Here is an 18,426-nt window from a genome sequence, read left to right as displayed (position 1 = left end):
TTCATGGTAGCAAAAAAAGTTTCAAGAAAACGCCGAGTGAAAAAAAATATTGAAGCAGGTGTGGCACATATCCACTCTACTTTCAATAATACAATCGTAATGTTAACTGACGTACATGGAAATGCCATTGCATGGTCATCTGCAGGTTCATTAGGATTTAAAGGTAGTAAAAAAGCAACTCCATTCGCAGCTCAAATGGCAGCTGAAACTGCAGCAAAAGCAGCTATGGAACATGGCTTGAAAACTGTTGACGTAACTGTAAAAGGACCTGGTTCTGGTCGTGAAGCAGCTATTCGTTCATTACAAGCAACAGGATTAGAAGTGACAGCAATTCGTGACGTTACTCCAGTTCCACATAATGGATGTCGCCCTCCAAAACGCCGTCGTGTTTAGTGAGAGTTTATTCATTGGATAGGAATTATAGCGACATTGAACAAGACACTTTCGTTTTGAAAGGGGTATAGACAAGAATGATTGAATTTGAGAAACCAAGAATCACAAAGATCGATGAAGATAGAGATTATGGCAAGTTCGTCATCGAACCACTTGAAAGAGGATATGGAACGACTTTAGGGAACTCCCTACGCCGTATTTTATTATCGTCTCTACCAGGGGCTGCCATCACTAATTTACAAATCGATGGTGTGTTGCATGAATTTTCAACTGTCAAAGGTGTACGTGAGGATGTCACTCAAATTATTCTAAATATCAAGGGACTAGCTTTAAAGCTTTATGCTGATGAAGAAAAGACACTTGAGATTGATATAACTGGCCCAGCTGACGTGACTGCTGGAGATATTCTTACTGACAGTGATGTTGAAATTATGAATAAAGATTTATTCATTTGTAGCGTTGCTGAAGGTGCAACTTTCCGTGCAAGTTTAACTGTTAAGCCAGGACGTGGTTATGTCCAAGCTGAAGAAAATAAGAGTGAAGATATGCCAATTGGTGTATTACCAGTGGATTCTATCTACACGCCAGTTAACCGTGTTAACTACCAAGTAGAAAACACACGTGTTGGGCGTCGTGATGATTATGACAAATTAACTTTAGATGTCTGGACAGATGGATCTATCGCTCCACAAGAAGCTATCAGTTTATCTGCTAAAATCTTGACTGAGCATTTAGATATTTTTGTTAACTTGACTGATGAAGCGAAAAATGCCGAAATCATGATTGAAAAAGAAGAAACACAAAAAGAAAAAATGTTAGAAACAACAATCGAAGAGCTTGATTTATCGGTTCGTTCTTATAACTGTTTGAAACGCGCAGGCATCAACACATTACAAGAATTAACAAATAAATCAGAAGCCGAAATGATTAAAGTTCGTAACTTAGGACGTAAATCACTTGAAGAAGTTAAAGCTAAATTAGCAGATCTTTCTTTAGGATTACGCCAAGAGGACTAATCTAAACCGATTAAAGGAGGGAACACGACGTGAGTTATCGTAAATTAGGTCGCACAAGCAGCCAACGAAAAGCAATGTTACGTGATTTAACAACTGATTTAATTATCAATGAACGCATTGAGACAACTGAAGCTCGTGCAAAAGAAATCCGTTCAACAACTGAAAAAATGATTACTTTAGGTAAACGTGGGGATCTTCATGCTCGTCGTCAAGCCGCAGCATTCGTAAGAAATGAATACTTAGAAGCTCGATTAGACGAAAAAGAAGAAACTATCATTGAAGAAAGTGCTTTACAAAAATTATTCAATGACTTAGGACCTCGTTATGCTGACCGTCAAGGTGGTTACACACGTATCCTTAAAAAAGGACAACGCCGTGGAGACGCAGCACCAATGGTTATCATTGAACTTGTTTAATTTTGATAATTGCATCACTTTATAGATGATCTTTTTAGAGTGTTATGATGTTGGAGAGTTATCTCCGAGTCTAGCTCGGTGCAGTCCTCTGTCTTTTGTGATAGAGGACTTGCGCTCATCATATAAAGTGCTTTTTTTATATCATCATTTATGATAAATGGTTATTATACATAAAAATGTTTCTTTGTATCCTCAAGTTGTTGAGTTTAGAAAGAAGCATTTTTTAAAAATAAAAATGACGTTATTTAAGGAAGGCAGTAAAATGAAAAATCCCTTAATTGAATTAAATAATATATCTTTCCAATACTATGGACAGGAACATAAAGCATTAAATGATGTATCGCTAAAGATTTATCAAGGTGAGTGGGTGGCTTTAATTGGTCACAACGGATCGGGGAAATCAACATTAGCTAAAACGATTAATGGATTGATTACGCCTGAGTCTGGTGAGATAAAAGTGAACGGAGAAATACTAACGGAAGAAAATATTTGGAACATCCGAAAAATGGTTGGAATGGTATTTCAAAATCCTGACAATCAATTTGTTGGTTCAACTGTTGAAGATGATGTTGCCTTTGGTTTAGAAAATCAAGGAGTACCTCGTGATGAAATGATTGTAAGGGTCAACAATGCACTTGAGAGAGTTCGTATGTCTGACTTTAAGATAAAAGAGCCTGCTAGGTTATCTGGTGGTCAAAAACAACGTGTGGCCATTGCTGGAGTCATTGCACTAGCACCAGATGTGATTATTTTGGATGAGGCAACATCTATGCTTGATCCACAAGGACGAAATGATGTAATAGAAACGATTCATGCGTTGAAAGAAGAAACGAATCTGACGGTTATTTCGATTACACATGATATAGATGAAGCAGCGTATGCTAATCGTGTACTAGTCATGCAAGAAGGACAAATTATTCACGAGGGGACACCTAAAGAAATTTTTTCTCATGGAGAGGCATTGATAGGTATGGGACTAGACGTTCCATTTCCGGAAAAATTAAAAGCTTCATTACGTAAAAAAGGCATTGAGGTACCCAAAGAGTATTTGACGAGGGAAGGAATGGTGGAATGGCTATGGACATACGGTTTGAGAAAGTAGATTTTACGTATCAACCTAATAGCCCATTTGAACAACGCGTTTTGTTTGATATTAATTTAGACATTCCAAGCAATAGTTATAGCGCGATTGTTGGTCATACAGGAAGTGGTAAATCAACGTTACTACAACATCTGAATGCGTTACTGAAACCAACAAGTGGGAAAGTGTTTATCGGCGATAGAGAAATTACACCTGAAACAAGTAATAAAAACTTGAAACCAATCCGTAAAAAAGTTGGGATTGTGTTCCAATTTCCTGAGTCGCAATTATTTGATGAAACAGTCGCATTAGATATAGCTTTTGGGCCAAAGAATTTTGGTGTATCTGAAGAAGAAAGTGCTCGTTTAGCTAGTGAGATGTTAGAACTGGTTGGTCTTGATGATAGCTACCTTGAACGCTCACCATTTGATCTTTCAGGAGGACAAATGCGTCGTGTGGCGATAGCTGGTGTATTGGCTATGGAACCTGAAGTGTTGATTTTAGACGAACCAACAGCTGGCCTGGATCCTAAGGGTAGAAAAGACATGATGGATATGTTTTATCGTCTACATAAGGAAAGAGGGATTGGCATTATCTTAGTGACGCATTTAATGGATGATGTGGCTGAGTATGCTGATTTTATGGTGGTGCTTGAAAAAGGAAAAGTCCAAAAACAAGGACATCCGCGTGAGATTTTCAATGATGTAGAGTGGTTACGTGAAAAACAATTAGGTGTTCCCACTGCGACAGAGTTTGCTTTTGATTTAATGGAAAAAGGCATGGAATTTAGTCGATTGCCACTAACTGCAGAAGAATTATCTGAAGAACTCTTACCGATTCTTGAAAAAAGGCAGGTACTCTCAGATGATGAATAAATTGATTTTAGGTCGTTATATACCGGGAGATTCTGTCGTACATCGTATGGATCCTCGTGCTAAATTAATCGCTAGTTTTTACTTTATTGGGATTATTTTTATTTGTAATAACTTCTTATCATTTGGTGTGATGTTTGCTTTCACGCTATTTTGTATTTGGTTATCAAAGATTAAACTAAGTTTCTTCCTTAAAGGAGTGAAACCATTAATTTGGTTGATTTTATTTACAGTGGGACTTCAGGTACTCTTTACGCGTGGAGGGAATGTGTACTTTGAGTGGGGTTGGATAAGCATTAGTCAATTTGGTTTGGTTAATGGGTTCTTTATCTTTACACGTTTTGTGTTGATTATTTTTATGTCGACACTTTTAACGCTAACAACACCACCATTGTCACTCTCAGATGCGATTGAGTATTTACTTAGACCGTTAGAAAAAATAAAATTTCCAGCACATGAAATTTCGTTGATGTTGTCTATTGCATTGCGCTTTGTGCCAACATTGATGGACGAAACAGAAAAAATCATGAATGCTCAACGTGCGCGTGGGGTCGATTTTGACGAAGGAAACTTAATGGATAAGATGAAAGCTATTGTGCCACTTCTGATTCCGTTATTTGTCAGTAGTTTTAACCGGGCTGAAGAATTAGCGATTGCGATGGAAGCACGTGGTTATCGTGGTGGCGAAGGCCGTACGAAATATCGTGTTCTAAACTGGGATAAAACTGATACACTAGCTATGTTGTCATTTGTCGTATTGACGATTGTACTGGTACTAGTTAGAAACTAAGACATTAAAAGCGAGGACTTGTGCCTCGTTTTTTCATTGGAAAAATAAAGGAGATAAAGTGAATGACAAGATACAAAGCCATTATTAGTTATGATGGAACAAACTATGCGGGATTTCAGATTCAACCTAATGCTGTTACCATCCAGGAGGTCATAGAAGCCACTCTAAAGCGATTAAACAGTGGAAAGCCTGTGACAATCCATCCGTCTGGTAGAACGGACTCAGGGGTTCATGCAGTCGGTCAGGTGATCCATTTTGATTTGCCACAAAAACGAGACGTTGAAAAATTACGTTTCGCTTTAGATACTCAAACACCTGAGGATATTAGTATTTTATCGATTGAAGAAGTAACGGAAGATTTTCATGCGAGATACTTGGCGACAGGTAAAGAATATCACTATCATGTCGATACAGGTAAATCTCCCAATCCATTTAAACGATTGTACGCAGCCCATTTCCGCTATGAGCTTGATTTAGAGTCTATGAGGCGTGCCGCACGTTTTATTGAAGGAGAACATGACTTTAGTGTATTTTGTGCGACAGGAAGTTCTGTGGAAGATAAGACACGAACTGTTTACAGTGTGACAATAGAAGAAGTTGGCGAAGACGAATTATTATTTATTTTTAAGGGAAATGGATTTTTATATAAAATGGTGCGCATGCTTGTTGGGACGTTATTAAAAATAGGAAATGGACAACTGCCAGAAGACGCTATACAACGTGCCCTAGCGAACCAAGACAAGAAAATGACAGGACCAACTGCTCAACCAGAGGGGTTATTTTTAATGAAAGTCGATTATAACGGCGAGAAAAAGTGTCATAAATAATGTGAATTTTGTTGACATATCAACAAAATAAGGATAATATGGTTAGTGGTATTGTTTGCCCCACGATGAGCCCCGGAAACTTATTGTGTTATGTCAAACAACAGAAGAAAATTGGAGGAAAAACACCCATGCGTACAACATATATGGCCAAAAATGGCGAAGTAGATCGTAAATGGTATGTAGTGGATGCAACAGATGTTCCTTTAGGACGTCTATCAACAGTTGTAGCATCTATCTTACGTGGAAAAAATAAACCAACATTCACACCACATGTGGATACTGGTGATTATGTAATTGTAATTAATGCTGATAAAGTAAAATTAACTGGTAAAAAAGCAACTGACAAAGTATATTACCGTCACAGCCAACATCCAGGTGGTTTGAAATCTATCACTGCTGGTGAACTACGTGATAAAAACTCTCGTCGTTTAGTTGAAAATTCTATCAAAGGTATGTTACCAAAGAATACTTTAGGACGTAAACAATGGTCTAAATTATTCGTTTATGGTGGAAGCGAACATCAACAACAAGCTCAAAAACCAGAAGTATTAGACATTACAAACCTAATTTAAGGAGGAAAATAGATTGGCTAAAGTACAATATATCGGCACAGGCCGTCGTAAAAAATCTGTTGCTCGCGTACGCTTAGTACCTGGAACAGGTAAAGTAGTTATGAACAACAAAGACATCGAAGAATATATTCCACATGCTGATTTACGTGAAGTAATTATGCAACCTCTTGTTTTAACTGAAACAAAAGGCGCATATGACGTTTTCGTAAACGTTAATGGTGGTGGATATGCAGGACAATCTGGCGCAACTCGTCATGGTATTGCTCGTGCATTATTACAAGTAGATCCTGACTTCCGTGGAGCTCTTAAACGTGAAGGATTATTAACACGTGATGCTCGTATGGTAGAACGTAAAAAACCAGGTCTTAAAAAAGCTCGTAAAGCATCTCAATTCTCAAAACGTTAATTCGTTTTTATACAGAATATCAAAGCACTCTCCGTTTTTGGAGGGTGTTTTTTTGATAGAGAGGATTTCTGTCAAATTGGATTAATAATTTAAGTATATGAAATGATGATATAGAAAGGCGAAGAGAGTTGAAGGGAATAATATTCCATTAATAAATTTTTATCATACAGCAATTTCATTTTTTATACCTTTAATAATTAAGTAGAGTTTGACTATTTTAATCAGGTTTTATATATACACAAGGTTATATTTTATATTATAAAATATAAAATCATGTGGCTGTTCATGGACTAAGTATCATATATCATTTATCTTTACAGTGATATAATAAGTTTAATATAGAAATGGGAGGTATGCTTCTTGTTTAGTAGGTTAAAGGGAATCAAAAATAAAGAAGATTTAGTTAATCTAATAGTTTCATATTATATTGAACAGATTGAAGGGAATTATATTCCAGCGATAATTGAAATAGGAAATTGTATTTCTAAAGATGAAAAAATCGATTTTTATTCTAAAATAGTAGTGGTTGATGAGAAAGTCGAGGTTGACTCTACATGGCTTGTTGATAATTTGACTGGTGTTTCGTTATATACTTTAAAGGAAGAAAAGGAAAAATCATTTAATGTGATTACTCAAAGAAACTATAATCACAAAGATTTATATGAATTGAATCCAATACTTGTTAATAACAACATGATTTGGGAAAAAAATATAACTAATGATGTTCACGTGAATCAATACATTGAAAATCATAATGGATTTGAAGAACTACCATTATTTAAATACTCTAAACAAGAAAAAACAAATGAAACTATATCTAGTAAATATTTACTGATTAATAAAGAAGCTTTAGCGGATGAAATCCCGTTTGAAACGACTCCACATGTAATAAAAGAAAGTAAAATAGCATTAGAATTTGAGCTACGATTCAAGGACAAGCTACTAAATATTGAAGACTATGAAGGTGTTATACCTTCTTCAAAAGCAATTTTAGGTGGATATTTAGATATAGTTAATATAGATGGGGATGGAATAAATGCGTTTAGGGATTACACATCAACTAGCTGTAGGGGAACAATAGTATTAGATTTTGAAAATATTGAAATTCAAAATAACGAAAAAGAAATTGATATTAAGGTAGTAAATCTTGATGATATGAAAATTAGAGATTTAAACCCGTCTAATTATAATGATGATATTAATGCAGGTTTAATTGTGTTTGATAAAAGAATAATACCTATATTGAGGGAAGAATATTTATATACAGGAACAACTCTAATTCCAAAAAGAGAAAGTCAAAGAGGGTTACTAATTGATGAATTGGAAGATATCATTGTTTTTTGGGAAGGTGAATTTAATAAACTACCTAAAGAAATTATGGAGGAAATAGAGCCATATAATATAAAAGATAGAACTTCTCATATTATTTCTGATATGATGTTTGCTTGGCAATTAGCAGTAGACTTTAATTACTTAGACAAGGCATTACCTAGTCAAAAATTAGGTGATTATACTTATGAAAATTATCAAGATATAGCCTTTGAATATAAAATTAATTTTTGGCAATGTGATACTTCACAAGAGTTAAAGTTATTTATGGATAAATTGGAGTTAATTTATAAAATTTCACCTAGAATTTTTAATGGTCCATCTGAAGATATAAAGAATTTAAAGGATATTTATGGAAATAAGAGTGTTCAATTACCAAGTAATGAAATTAATATGTTAATGCAGAAATATTGTTATGCGATATTAAATAAGGTAAGAGGTTAGTTTATGGAAACTATTGTTGACAAATTAGAGATTTTAAATCAAAGAAGAAATTATTTAATTGGTCCCAATTCTTCAGGGAAAACTCATACCTTAAAAGAGGTTTTTAAACAGAATGAGGATACAACTTTATTTTTTGATGAGATTGGTGAATATTCTTTTTTTAAAAGTAGAAATAAAGTGCAGATTGATAATAATATCTATGTATATTCTAATGAACAATCACGAGGGCAAGAAACAGCTAAATTACCGAATACTGAGGAAATAAATGAAAACAGTCTTTCTATTATAAAAAAAATTAGAGATATTCAATCAAAGATTATTTTAAAAAGCAATTCTTCTGGTATAACAAAATTAAAAAGAATTTTAGATGTACTGTTGACTATGAATTTAAATTCAATTGAAATTGTTATATTTGATGAACCTGAAAATTTTTTAGATGAAACCAATTTAAAGTATATTGTAGATTTACTGGACTCGTTTAAAAAAGCTGATATTCAGATTTTTGTTGCAACACATAGTGCTAGATTTCTGGAATTATCCTCAGTGAGGATTGACGAATTATTTGTTTGTTCAATTTCTTTAAATGAAGGAAATATAGATTACAAGGTTACGAATCGAACAATGGAAGATATAAAGGATTTATATACTAGTATACGGGATAATATAAAAACTGAAATAATTGATAACGGTCATACCACAGATTTTTCCAATATATTTAAAAAAATAAGTTTGGTTAATTGTAGAATCAAGTTAGCCACCCTAAAATAATAAAAAAACACCATGGTAAAAATTCATGTATCATTGAAGTATCTACCCAACAACGAAAGGAATTTTTATCATGGCGCAAATTCAGAATACCACACAAAAATTGACTTATAAACATCTTTCCTTTGAAGAAAGACAACTTATTGAAGTTTGGCATAATAGAGGTGATTCTAATAGAGAAATCGGTAAACGATTAGGTCGACACCATCAAACAATAAATAATGAGCTGAAACGTGGTACAACAACACAAATCAAAGAAAATAACAAACCTAGACAACTCTATTTTGCTGAAACAGGACAAGCTAAATATATAGAAAACAGAAAACGTTGTGGTGCTAAGTCTAAGCTACTCAGTGCTGTTGACTTTATTAATTATGCCTGTAAACAGATTATTGACTTTAATTGGTCACCTGATGCCATTGTTGGTTTTGTCAAGTCCTTAAGGACGTGGGATAAACCTCTTGTTTCTACTAAAACACTTTATAACTATATTGATAAAGGATTTTTACCTATTAGAAACCATCACCTCAAGATGAAGCTTAGGCTCTCATCTAAAAAGAAAAGAAGTCGTAAGCATAAAAAAGAACTAGGAAAATCAATTGATGAACGACCAAGTACAGTTAACAATAGAGAAAGCTTTGGTCATTGGGAAATAGATAGCGTTATTGGTTCAAAATCTAAAGATGATAATGCTCTACTTACTCTTGTTGAAAGAAAAACGCGTTACATGATTACTGTTGTGTTAGATGATCACACAGAAGAGTCTGTTTGTTATGCTGTTAATCGATTAAAATCTGAGCTCGGACAAGCTAGCTTTAGCAAGATGTTTCAATCAATTACTGCTGATAATGGTAGTGAATTTAGCTCGCTACATGATGCTCTCCAACAAATAACTGATGTCTATTTTGCTCATCCTTATTCTTCTTGGGAACGAGGCACAAATGAAAGACATAATGGTTTATTAAGACAATTTATTCCGAAAGGAACTCCAATCTGCAACTACTCAAAACAATTCATTCAACTGGCTACTGAAAAAATTAATCTTTTACCACGTAAAATCTTAAATTATAGACAACCAGCTACATTATTTTTAGAAGAAATTCAAAAGCTTAAAATCAAAACATGTTGGTAAGGATGGATTTTAATAGAATAACACAAAAAATTAGATGTTTTTACCTAGGTGGCTAACTTAATATTGCAATTTAGAAAAAAATAAGTTTGTTAAATTGTGGTGAGCCGAATGAACATTATGAAGGTGATTTTATATCAGAAGGTAAGGTATTAGAGTTATACTTAAATACAATTATAGAATCTTTTGAATTTTATCAAACCTTGTTATATAGGAAAGTAATTATTGTTGAAGGTTTAACTGAAAAGTTAATTCTTCAAAAAGTCCCACTAAATGATTTAGATTATCAAAATTTTTATTTTTCAAATGGAAAAATCCATTTTCCATTCTATATTGAATTGTTTAAATTTTTTGGATTAGATGTAGTTGCTATGTTTGATTCAGATGAAGCCCCTTCTAATGAAACTAATGGGAGCTCTAAATTTGTATATAAACTAACTTGTTATTTGAAACAAAAATATCTTGAAGATACACAAGTAAAATTAATTGTAAGTCAAAGTAAAGATTTAGAACAAGATTATGAAGTAAATCAAATTTTAGATGATTTTTCTGATGATAGTGGGATAAAGAAAAATAAATTGAGTGGAGATAATTTTTTTAAACCGTATATTGCATCATTTTGTTTTGAAGAAAATAATTGGAAATATGAGCAACTTTCAAGAAAAATAATTGGTGAAGATGATAACAACAGATTTGAATTTAATTAAAGAATAAAGTAGATGGAGAGTAGTGTAGATAAGGTAACAATCTAACCGTTTTTGAAGAAAAATAAGATGGCATTATCTGAGTGATATTAATATGTTATAAATATTGAACTAGCTCGCATTAAATAACATAAAAGTTGCCACCAAATTGCCACCATTAACCAATTAAATAGGTGATTTTTCATTTTTTTAATGAAGTCTCTAAAATGTTGAGAAAGTTTCAAAAGTGTTCGAAAGACTGTCAAGTAGGGATTTTCGTCCAGAACTTAAACGTGCAGGATTGTTAAATCGTGACGCTCGTATGGTTGAACGTAAAAAAACAGGTCTTAAAAAAGCTCGTAAAGTATCACAATTCTCAAAGCACTCGCCGTTTTTGGAGGGTGTTTTTTTGTCGTCATGTATAAATATTAGTTTTTATACACCACTAATTTTAAGAATTCTATTTTAAGTAAATCAGAAGCCCATATAGCCCCTACCGCTTCTTTTTTTCATTTAACCAATGAGAAAAAAGGTTCGTCACAATACCGACAAGTATAGGGTCAACTATCAGTGATACAAATTTATCCAATTTTAAATTACCTCCTATCGTTTTAACATATCCTTTTCTAGTTTTTCTTTGGGGATTATTTCAGGATTCAATTGTTTAAAAAATATTTTTGTATAATGATTAGAATGAATATTTTTTTCTGATAACATTGAAAGTCGTCTTTTTTCTTTTTCAAAAAAATTGAGTCTAGGTAACGAATCGATATAATGGTTGATTGTATTGATTTTTTTATTTGCAGTTTGAAAAGCGTAATCATGTGAAAATTCTCTGTAATGTCGATTTTTAATAATTGACATTTTTATCAACTCATTTTCTCTATTGGAGTAGTTTGAGTGAGCTATTAAAAACTTCAAATCAGGTATGTTGATATCTCGAGGATCTACCAGTTCTGATAAATTGTCATCAATATAGGGATTTATATTTATAGCTATTTGTGTGAATCCCAAATGTGACGCATAACATTCTAACTGATTAATGAAATTTTGGTAGAATCTATAAAAATTATCAAAATTTATTTTTTTATTTCGAATATATAAATCAAAATCTATAATCTCAAAAGTCAGTCCATGTAGGGTGGTATTAACTCTAAAATTGCCACTAAAATCAAATTTTTTGTCGTGTTTTTTTGAGTAAATATTGAGGCTCTGATTGTTTGAGTAAGAGTGATAAGTGCAAGAAATATTCAAGTTTTTAGAAATTAAAGATTCTAATAACTGTAAATTTTTGTTAGTAAAACCTTTGTCTGGTAACAATGCTTGTAGACACTCATTCCGAGTATAGATTGTTCCAAACTCATCAAAAGTTACGTCAAAGTATTCTAATAACTCTGTTAAGACATTAATTGAAATATCATGAAATTCATTGTTTTTAATTTTACTAATTGCTTGACGAGATATCGAAGTTTCCGTAGCTAATTTGTTGTTACTAATATTTCTTTCTATCATTAAGTTTTTAAGATTATTTTTATACATGTTTATCACCTCAAAATGAGTTTAGCAAAAGAATAAGTAAATTAAAACTGTAACTTCAGTAGGCATACCATTAAAAGCACCCTGTTTTTATCAGATTGTAGTGATCCACAAACCTAAATGTTTTTATTTTACTAATTAAAAGTAAGTCTGATTAGTTTACTTTTTGTAAGTAATATTATATGATGATGTCAAGTAAGAGAGATATCTTTTTTTAATTATTTTTATCTCGAATTCGAAATAAATGATAGAGGTGATGACTGTGAATCAAACAGAACAATCGTTAAACACATTTATTCAATTGATACGGGCAAGTAATAAATTGGAAAAAATCGTCAGACAAGATGTCACGCAGTATCAATTAAATATAACCGAATTTGCGGTGATGGAGTTGCTCTTTCACAAAGGAAAACAGACAATCCAAGGGATTAAAGAGAAAATTTTGATAGCTAGTAGTAGTACGACATATGTTATTGACCAATTAGAGAACAAAGGATTTGTCACAAGGCAAACCAATATTAACGATAAGCGAGTGACGTTTGTTGTATTAACAGAGCGTGGGACACTACTCATGAACGAAATTTTTCCTAAACATGCTAAAACCATTACTGATTCAATGTCATGTTTAGAGCCAAATGAATTAGAACAACTATTAAAGTTATTAGCCAAATTAAATAGGTCACTAGGAAAATAGTGACATCAGGAGGAATTGGAAATGAATGAACAAGATAAATTATTAGGCATTCACCACATAACAGCAATGACAAGTGATGCTAAAAAAAATTATGACTTTTTCACTAATATATTAGGTATGAGACTAGTTAAAAAGACGGTTAATCAAGATGATATCTATACTTACCATACTTATTTTGCAGATGATTATGGGACACCAGGTACCACGATGACGTTTTTTGACTTTCCTAATAATCCAAAAGGTATAAGAGGTACTAATGCTATCACGCGTATAGGGTTTAGAGTTCCTACTGATGCCGCACTAGAATACTATAAAGAACGATTTTATGAATTTAATGTAGATCATGATGATATTTTAGAAGAATTTGGTGTAAAAGTATTGTCATTTAGAGATGAGGATGGTCAGCGTTATCAATTAATATCAGATGAAAATAATTATGGCGTAGCGGCTGGAACTGCTTGGAAAAATGGTCCAGTACCTGAAGAATATGCCATATATGGTTTAGGGACAACAGAGATAACAGTTAGTTACTTTAAAGAGTTTAAATCATTGATGGAAACAATTTTTTCGTTTAAAGAAATTACTCATGAGGGAAATCGATATTTGATGGAAGTTGGTGAAGGGGGCAATGGGACACGGATTATTTTAGTCGAAGACACTCAATTACCTGATGCTAGACAAGGATACGGAGAAGTGCATCATTTGGCCTTTCGTTTGAAACATCGTGCGTCTTTACAAGTATGGAAAGAGTTATTTGATCAGCTAGGATTACCTAATTCGGGTTATGTGAATCGTTTTTATTTTGAATCACTTTATGTCAGAGTAGGGCATATTTTAATAGAGCTTGCAACAGACGAACCTGGATTTATGGAAGATGAGCCTTATGAAACATTAGGAGAAGCGTTATCACTACCACCATTTTTAGAAAAAAAACGTGAATATATAGAAAGTGTTATCAAACCATTTAATACAAAAAGATAGAGGTGTTTAGATATGGAATCTATAAATAGAATACATCATATTTCAGCTATTGTTGGAAATACTAAAGAAAATGTGAGATTTTACGAAACGATATTGGGACTTAGACTGGTTAAACAAACAGTTAATTTTGATGACCCACAAACGTACCATTTATATTTTGGTAATGAACAAGCTGAACTGGGGACTATCATAACTTTTTTCCCATGGAATACAACCAGTCGAGGGCGTGTTGGTAGTGGACAAGTTGGTCGCATTGCGTTTCGAGTTCCTAAAGGTAGTCTCGCTTATTGGAATGAACGTCTTACTTCTTTTAATGTCTCCTTTGAGATAAGTCAATTATTTGGAAAAACGACACTATTATTTAATGACTCTCATGGTTTAGATATAGCTTTGGTAGAAGGTGAAGAAATGAACGGATACCAAATTATGGGATTTCATGGCGCAGTATTGTTATCTAGTCAACCTAAAGATACGATGCAAACATTAAGAGATGATTTAGGGTTGAGTGTAGTATCCGAAGATAGTGATGCCTATCATGCTGAAACAATAGGTAAAGAAAAACATCATATTGTTATTCCAAAAGAAAGATTGCCACGCGGACGTTTTGGAGTAGGTACTGTCCACCATATTGCCTGGTCAGTTCCGGATGATGAGACACATCGCATATGGCAAGATTATTTATATGAAGAAAAATATCAGGTAACAGAGATAAAAGATAGACAGTATTTTAAAGCCATTTATTTTATTGAAAAAGGAAATATCGTGTTTGAATTAGCAACGGATAAACCAGGGTTTACCATTAATGAGTCTTTAGACCATCTAGGTGAAAAGCTAATGTTACCGCCACAATATGAGCATATGCGATCACAATTAGAGAAAAGTCTATTACCACTTCGATAGGAGGAAAAGAGATGTTATCACTAAATCCAGACACCATGAGTGAACGAGAAAATTATAAAATGCTAATTGGCTCAATCATTCCTAGACCAGTCGCAGTTGTTACGAGTCTAGCGAAGGATGGGACACTAAACATTGCACCATTTAGTTATTTTAGTATTGTAACCTCTAATCCACCGATTATTTCGTTATCAATTCAACGACAAAATGGTCAGATGAAAGATACAGCACATCATATTGTGACAAGTAAGGAAGCTGTGGTACATATAGCTGAAGAGTCTTATATCAAAGATATTAATCAAACTGCTACTCGTTGTAGCTCAGATGAGAGCGAGTTGAGTTTGACGAATTTTACATTAAATCAAGCTAAAAGTATATCAGTACCAATGTTGTCAGAGCTTCAAATCAAGATGGAAGTGACGTTGTATCAACATATTGAAATAAAAGATGACCATCAAGTGACAGCTGATTTATTGTTATTATCAATTAATTATTATCATATTGATGATACATTATACGATCATGGTAGAATTGATTTTAAAAAGTTACATCCAATGAGTCGTCTTGCAGGAAGTGATTATGCCAAAATAGGAGAGGTCATCACAATTGAACGACCGGTTTAAGGGGGATAAATACGATGAATTATACGATTAAATATGGCGGTAAGGAACAGCCGGTTTTAATACTATTACACGGAACAGGTGGAAATGAATCATCTTTATTGGATGTTGGTAAAGACTTAATGTCAGATGCGACATTAATAGGTATTAGAGGAGAAGTATTGGAACAAGATCAGTCTCGCTTTTTTAGTCGAGTAAGTGACGGTGTTTATGATGAAGTAGATTTAGAAATGCGTGCAAACGACTTACATAGGTTTATTAGTGAGCTTTTGCAAAAGAGTCAGTTAAGTCATCAAGAGATTGTCTTAGTTGGTTATTCTAATGGTGCAAATATCGCTATTAAGTTATTGCTGAACTACCCTGATAAGTATCAAAGAGCAGTATTATTTCATCCTATGTACCCAATAAATGTTTTAGAGGATCATGATTTAAGTCAAACAGAATTATTTGTCACATTAGGAACACAAGATAGTATTGTTCCTATTGAGGAAAGTCAACGAGTTCTGACTTTATTTCAAAGATTTCATGCGAATATCCTATCAGAGTGGACACTAACGCACCAATTGACCTATTTAGAAGTTGAAAAAGCCAAAAAATGGTTGCATCGAATAATAAAACAAAACGAGCATGAATAATCATTGCTCGTTTTTATGGTGGTGAAGGATTAATATAGTGGATTGTTTTATTCTAATTATATTGATTCACATAATCATCAGTCCAGAAGTTTTTAGCGATTTTTTGTCCTTGGTCAATTTTTGCCCATTGTTGTGCTTGGGTTAATTCATTTCCACAATCACATGACGCAAATCCACATTGATGAGATAGTAGTAATCTTTCTTTAGGTAAAATTTGACTCGCTTTTTCGAGTAATTGATAGATTCTTGTTTCATCATCTAAAGTAGCTGTTTTACTTGATAGTAAACCTAATACCACTTCTACATGTGGCTTATTTTTTAAAACTTCTAAGGCTGAGATATCACCTGCACGTTCGTCATCCCACTCTAAGAAGAAGCGATCATAATGTTGTTCTCCTAAGAATTTTTTCGCAATGGTTTGATAACTTCCACCAGCAGCATGACGACTTTGATAATTACCGCGACAGTTATGTGTCCAAACTTTCAGTCCTAATGAATGCCCAAAGTCAGCCACTTCATTGTTAATGGCGATAAATGTATCAGCTAAATCTTCTAAACTCTCATTTCCTTCAGCGAAGAAACTATCTTGGTTATCTGAAGAAAATAGTGTCCATAAACAATCATCAAATTGGACGATTTCGCCACCAATTTCTTTAAATTCAGTTAGAAATTCTTTGTAGGCTTTAATTAAGCCTTTTTTCAAATCATCTTGTGTTTTATACACTTGTCCGTTACCGTAAAGGCCATTAAATACTGTTAATTCAGTAAAAGCATGGGCTGCTCCCCATACGGTTAATTTTGCTTGAGTGTTACCAGCGTCTTCTTTTACTTCTTTAAAAATTTTAAGGAAGTGATGGTTTTTACCGCTTAAAGGAGCAGTGATACGAATCCCGATATCTTTACGTGTTTCAAAATGAGTGCCATCATGATCTTTAAACGCATAACCGTGATCTGTGATAAACCGTTCGACACCATCTAATCCCCATAAGAAATCAAGATGCCATAATGCTTTTGAAAACTCCCCATCAGTCACAATATCAATCCCATGTTCAATCTGCTCTTTTACGACTTCTTTAATGGCGTTTGTTTCCACTTCTTGATAACCAGCAAAGTCATCATAAAAAGGATAGGTGATATCGTCACGTGCTTCGATTTGTTCTTTATACTCTAATAAATTTTTCGGTCTAAGTAATGATCCAACTAATTGAAATTTTGATCGTGTCATAAATAATCCCTCCGTTTTTTAAGTGTTGAAGGTATTGTAGCAAGATTAAAGAAAAATAGATAATACAGAATAATTTAGTGATATAATAGGTAAAAACTATAACGTAAGGAGGTCACTATGCGCATCCAACAGTTAGAATATTTAGAAAAAATAGCGGAAACAGGTTCTATTAATGAAGCTGCCAAACAGTTGTTTATCAGTCAACCTAGTTTATCACAAGCCATGAAAGAGTTAGAAAAAGAGTATAATATCCAATTATTTTATCGAAGTAAAGTAGGGATCACGCTCACAAGTGAAGGGCGAGAGTTTATGAATTATTCTCGTATGGTGCTTGACCAAGTGAATTTGTTGAATGGACGGTTTAAACAAGATACAGCCCGTAAGAGAACATTTAGTGTGTCTGCACAACATTATGCCTTTGTCGTACACGCCTTTGTCGAATTGGTAAAAGAAGTCGGTAAAGATGAATATCACTTTACTTTGCGAGAGACCATTACGGAAAATACGCTAAATGATGTGCAGACATTTCGTAGTGAGTTAGGTGTGATTTATTTGAATGACTTTAATAAAACCGTGTTAAAGCGATTGATTTCAGAAAAAGATTTGATGTTTGTGCCACTTTTTGATGCTCAACCACATGTGTTTGTCGGACGAGATAATCCTTTGACGAAAAAAACACGCCTAACACTTGATGATTTGGCAGGTTATCCTTATTTATCTTATGAACAGGGAGATACCAATTCATTTTATTTTTCAGAAGAGATTTTAAGTACATTACCACATAAAAAGCATATTCAAATTAGTGACCGGGCAACGATTTTTAATTTAATGATTGGATTAAATGGTTATACGATTAGCTCAGGGATTATTAGTAGTGAGCTAAATGATGAGAAGATTGTGGCAATTCCACTTGATGTGGATGAAACGATGACGTTAGGATATTTACGCCATAAAAAAATTGAAATAAGTCAAGTGGCGCAAACCTATATTGAGTTGTTAAAACAACACATAAGGCATTTTGGGTTCGATGTGTATGAATTATTATAAAAAACGTGCGAATAAAACAGTGGTATGTTAGACTAATACTCATTATTGGAAGGAAAAGAGGAAAATTA

22 protein-coding genes and 1 pseudogene are annotated in these 18,426 nt (G+C 33.4%); 20 read left to right on the top strand and 3 right to left on the bottom strand.

The genetic code is table 11. From position 1 onward, the window contains the following. Positions 1–3: 3 nt before the first annotated feature. From rpsK to rpsI (BW731_RS12845), 14 genes and pseudogenes are all read left to right on the top strand, one after another. Entirely contained in the window at positions 4–393 is a 390-nt protein-coding gene (gene rpsK, locus BW731_RS05335) for a 30S ribosomal protein S11 (RefSeq protein WP_071457742.1), read from the top strand. A gap of 77 nt (positions 394–470) precedes the next feature. Beyond that, positions 471–1,409 (top strand): DNA-directed RNA polymerase subunit alpha, encoded by a 939-nt coding sequence (locus tag BW731_RS05330; RefSeq protein ID WP_071457741.1) that lies wholly within the window; start codon positions 471–473, stop codon positions 1,407–1,409. Between the two features lie 29 nt (positions 1,410–1,438). Next, positions 1,439–1,825, top strand: coding sequence for a 50S ribosomal protein L17 (rplQ, locus tag BW731_RS05325; protein ID WP_071457740.1), 387 nt, complete (start codon positions 1,439–1,441; stop codon positions 1,823–1,825). Positions 1,826–2,087: 262 nt separating this feature from the next. After that, entirely contained in the window at positions 2,088–2,927 is an 840-nt protein-coding gene (locus BW731_RS05320) for an energy-coupling factor ABC transporter ATP-binding protein (RefSeq protein ID WP_079346395.1), read from the top strand. Beyond that, positions 2,903–3,781 carry an energy-coupling factor ABC transporter ATP-binding protein gene (locus tag BW731_RS05315; RefSeq protein ID WP_079346393.1) on the top strand — a complete coding sequence of 293 codons (879 nt, stop codon included), beginning with the start codon at positions 2,903–2,905 and terminating at the stop codon, positions 3,779–3,781. Before BW731_RS05320 ends, BW731_RS05315 begins: the two co-directional genes overlap by 25 nt. After that, the gene (locus BW731_RS05310) at positions 3,771–4,568 is read left to right on the top strand and encodes an energy-coupling factor transporter transmembrane component T family protein (RefSeq protein WP_079346391.1); all 798 of its coding nucleotides are present in this window, start codon (positions 3,771–3,773) and stop codon (positions 4,566–4,568) included. Before BW731_RS05315 ends, BW731_RS05310 begins: the two co-directional genes overlap by 11 nt. Before the next feature lie 62 nt (positions 4,569–4,630). Further along, positions 4,631–5,395 (top strand): tRNA pseudouridine(38-40) synthase TruA, encoded by a 765-nt coding sequence (gene truA / locus BW731_RS05305; protein WP_071457736.1) that lies wholly within the window; start codon positions 4,631–4,633, stop codon positions 5,393–5,395. Between the two features lie 128 nt (positions 5,396–5,523). Then, positions 5,524–5,967, top strand: coding sequence for a 50S ribosomal protein L13 (rplM, locus tag BW731_RS05300; RefSeq protein WP_071457735.1), 444 nt, complete (start codon positions 5,524–5,526; stop codon positions 5,965–5,967). Positions 5,968–5,980: 13 nt separating this feature from the next. Next, complete coding sequence (gene rpsI, locus BW731_RS05295; RefSeq protein WP_071457734.1) at positions 5,981–6,373, top strand: 30S ribosomal protein S9; 393 nt, start codon at positions 5,981–5,983, stop codon at positions 6,371–6,373. A 360-nt stretch (positions 6,374–6,733) separates the two neighbouring features. Beyond that, positions 6,734–8,146 (top strand): hypothetical protein, encoded by a 1,413-nt coding sequence (locus BW731_RS05290; protein WP_079346389.1) that lies wholly within the window; start codon positions 6,734–6,736, stop codon positions 8,144–8,146. A gap of 3 nt (positions 8,147–8,149) precedes the next feature. After that, a complete protein-coding gene (locus BW731_RS05285; protein ID WP_079346387.1) occupies positions 8,150–8,914 on the top strand; it encodes an AAA family ATPase in 765 nt (254 codons plus the stop codon). 70 nt (positions 8,915–8,984) lie between these two features. Further along, positions 8,985–10,043, top strand: coding sequence for an IS30 family transposase (locus BW731_RS05280; protein WP_079346385.1), 1,059 nt, complete (start codon positions 8,985–8,987; stop codon positions 10,041–10,043). An 86-nt stretch (positions 10,044–10,129) separates the two neighbouring features. Next, the gene (locus tag BW731_RS05275; protein WP_079346383.1) at positions 10,130–10,747 is read left to right on the top strand and encodes a TOPRIM nucleotidyl transferase/hydrolase domain-containing protein; all 618 of its coding nucleotides are present in this window, start codon (positions 10,130–10,132) and stop codon (positions 10,745–10,747) included. A 247-nt stretch (positions 10,748–10,994) separates the two neighbouring features. Further along, positions 10,995–11,105, top strand: a pseudogene (rpsI, locus tag BW731_RS12845) (30S ribosomal protein S9); the annotation flags it as partial. Between the two features lie 111 nt (positions 11,106–11,216). On the opposite strand, the gene BW731_RS12495 reads toward rpsI (BW731_RS12845), so the two are convergent. Together BW731_RS12495 and BW731_RS05265 are read right to left on the bottom strand one after the other, a co-directional pair. Next, complete coding sequence (locus BW731_RS12495) at positions 11,217–11,312, bottom strand: type I toxin-antitoxin system Fst family toxin (protein WP_143592744.1); 96 nt, start codon at positions 11,310–11,312, stop codon at positions 11,217–11,219. 14 nt (positions 11,313–11,326) lie between these two features. After that, positions 11,327–12,262 carry a helix-turn-helix domain-containing protein gene (locus BW731_RS05265; protein ID WP_079346381.1) on the bottom strand — a complete coding sequence of 312 codons (936 nt, stop codon included), beginning with the start codon at positions 12,260–12,262 and terminating at the stop codon, positions 11,327–11,329. A gap of 259 nt (positions 12,263–12,521) precedes the next feature. Between BW731_RS05265 and BW731_RS05260 the strand changes: the two genes are divergently transcribed. The 5 genes from BW731_RS05260 to BW731_RS05240 are packed head-to-tail and all read left to right on the top strand — an operon-like array spanning position 12,522 to position 16,086. Continuing rightward, positions 12,522–12,953, top strand: coding sequence for a MarR family winged helix-turn-helix transcriptional regulator (locus BW731_RS05260; protein WP_079346379.1), 432 nt, complete (start codon positions 12,522–12,524; stop codon positions 12,951–12,953). Positions 12,954–12,974: 21 nt separating this feature from the next. Continuing rightward, the gene (locus BW731_RS05255) at positions 12,975–13,934 is read left to right on the top strand and encodes a ring-cleaving dioxygenase (protein WP_079346377.1); all 960 of its coding nucleotides are present in this window, start codon (positions 12,975–12,977) and stop codon (positions 13,932–13,934) included. 12 nt (positions 13,935–13,946) lie between these two features. After that, positions 13,947–14,834, top strand: coding sequence for a VOC family protein (locus BW731_RS05250; protein ID WP_079346375.1), 888 nt, complete (start codon positions 13,947–13,949; stop codon positions 14,832–14,834). Between the two features lie 11 nt (positions 14,835–14,845). Beyond that, positions 14,846–15,454 (top strand): flavin reductase family protein, encoded by a 609-nt coding sequence (locus tag BW731_RS05245; RefSeq protein WP_079346373.1) that lies wholly within the window; start codon positions 14,846–14,848, stop codon positions 15,452–15,454. Between the two features lie 14 nt (positions 15,455–15,468). Beyond that, positions 15,469–16,086 (top strand): alpha/beta hydrolase, encoded by a 618-nt coding sequence (locus tag BW731_RS05240; RefSeq protein WP_079346371.1) that lies wholly within the window; start codon positions 15,469–15,471, stop codon positions 16,084–16,086. A gap of 52 nt (positions 16,087–16,138) precedes the next feature. Here BW731_RS05240 and BW731_RS05235 read toward each other — a convergent pair whose 3' ends face one another. Beyond that, positions 16,139–17,311: a cobalamin-independent methionine synthase II family protein gene (locus tag BW731_RS05235; protein ID WP_079346369.1), complete on the bottom strand. Its 1,173-nt coding sequence runs from the start codon at positions 17,309–17,311 to the stop codon at positions 16,139–16,141. A 117-nt stretch (positions 17,312–17,428) separates the two neighbouring features. Here BW731_RS05235 and BW731_RS05230 point away from each other — a divergent pair, with 117 nt between their 5' ends. Continuing rightward, entirely contained in the window at positions 17,429–18,358 is a 930-nt protein-coding gene (locus tag BW731_RS05230) for a LysR family transcriptional regulator (protein WP_079346367.1), read from the top strand. The last annotated feature ends 68 nt before the right edge of the window (positions 18,359–18,426 follow it).

It is taken from the genome of Vagococcus martis (assembly GCF_002026305.1).
Taxonomy (GTDB): domain Bacteria; phylum Bacillota; class Bacilli; order Lactobacillales; family Vagococcaceae; genus Vagococcus; species Vagococcus martis.
The sequence above is the reverse complement of the archived record's forward strand: the minus strand, read 5'-3'. Positions and strand labels throughout refer to the sequence as shown.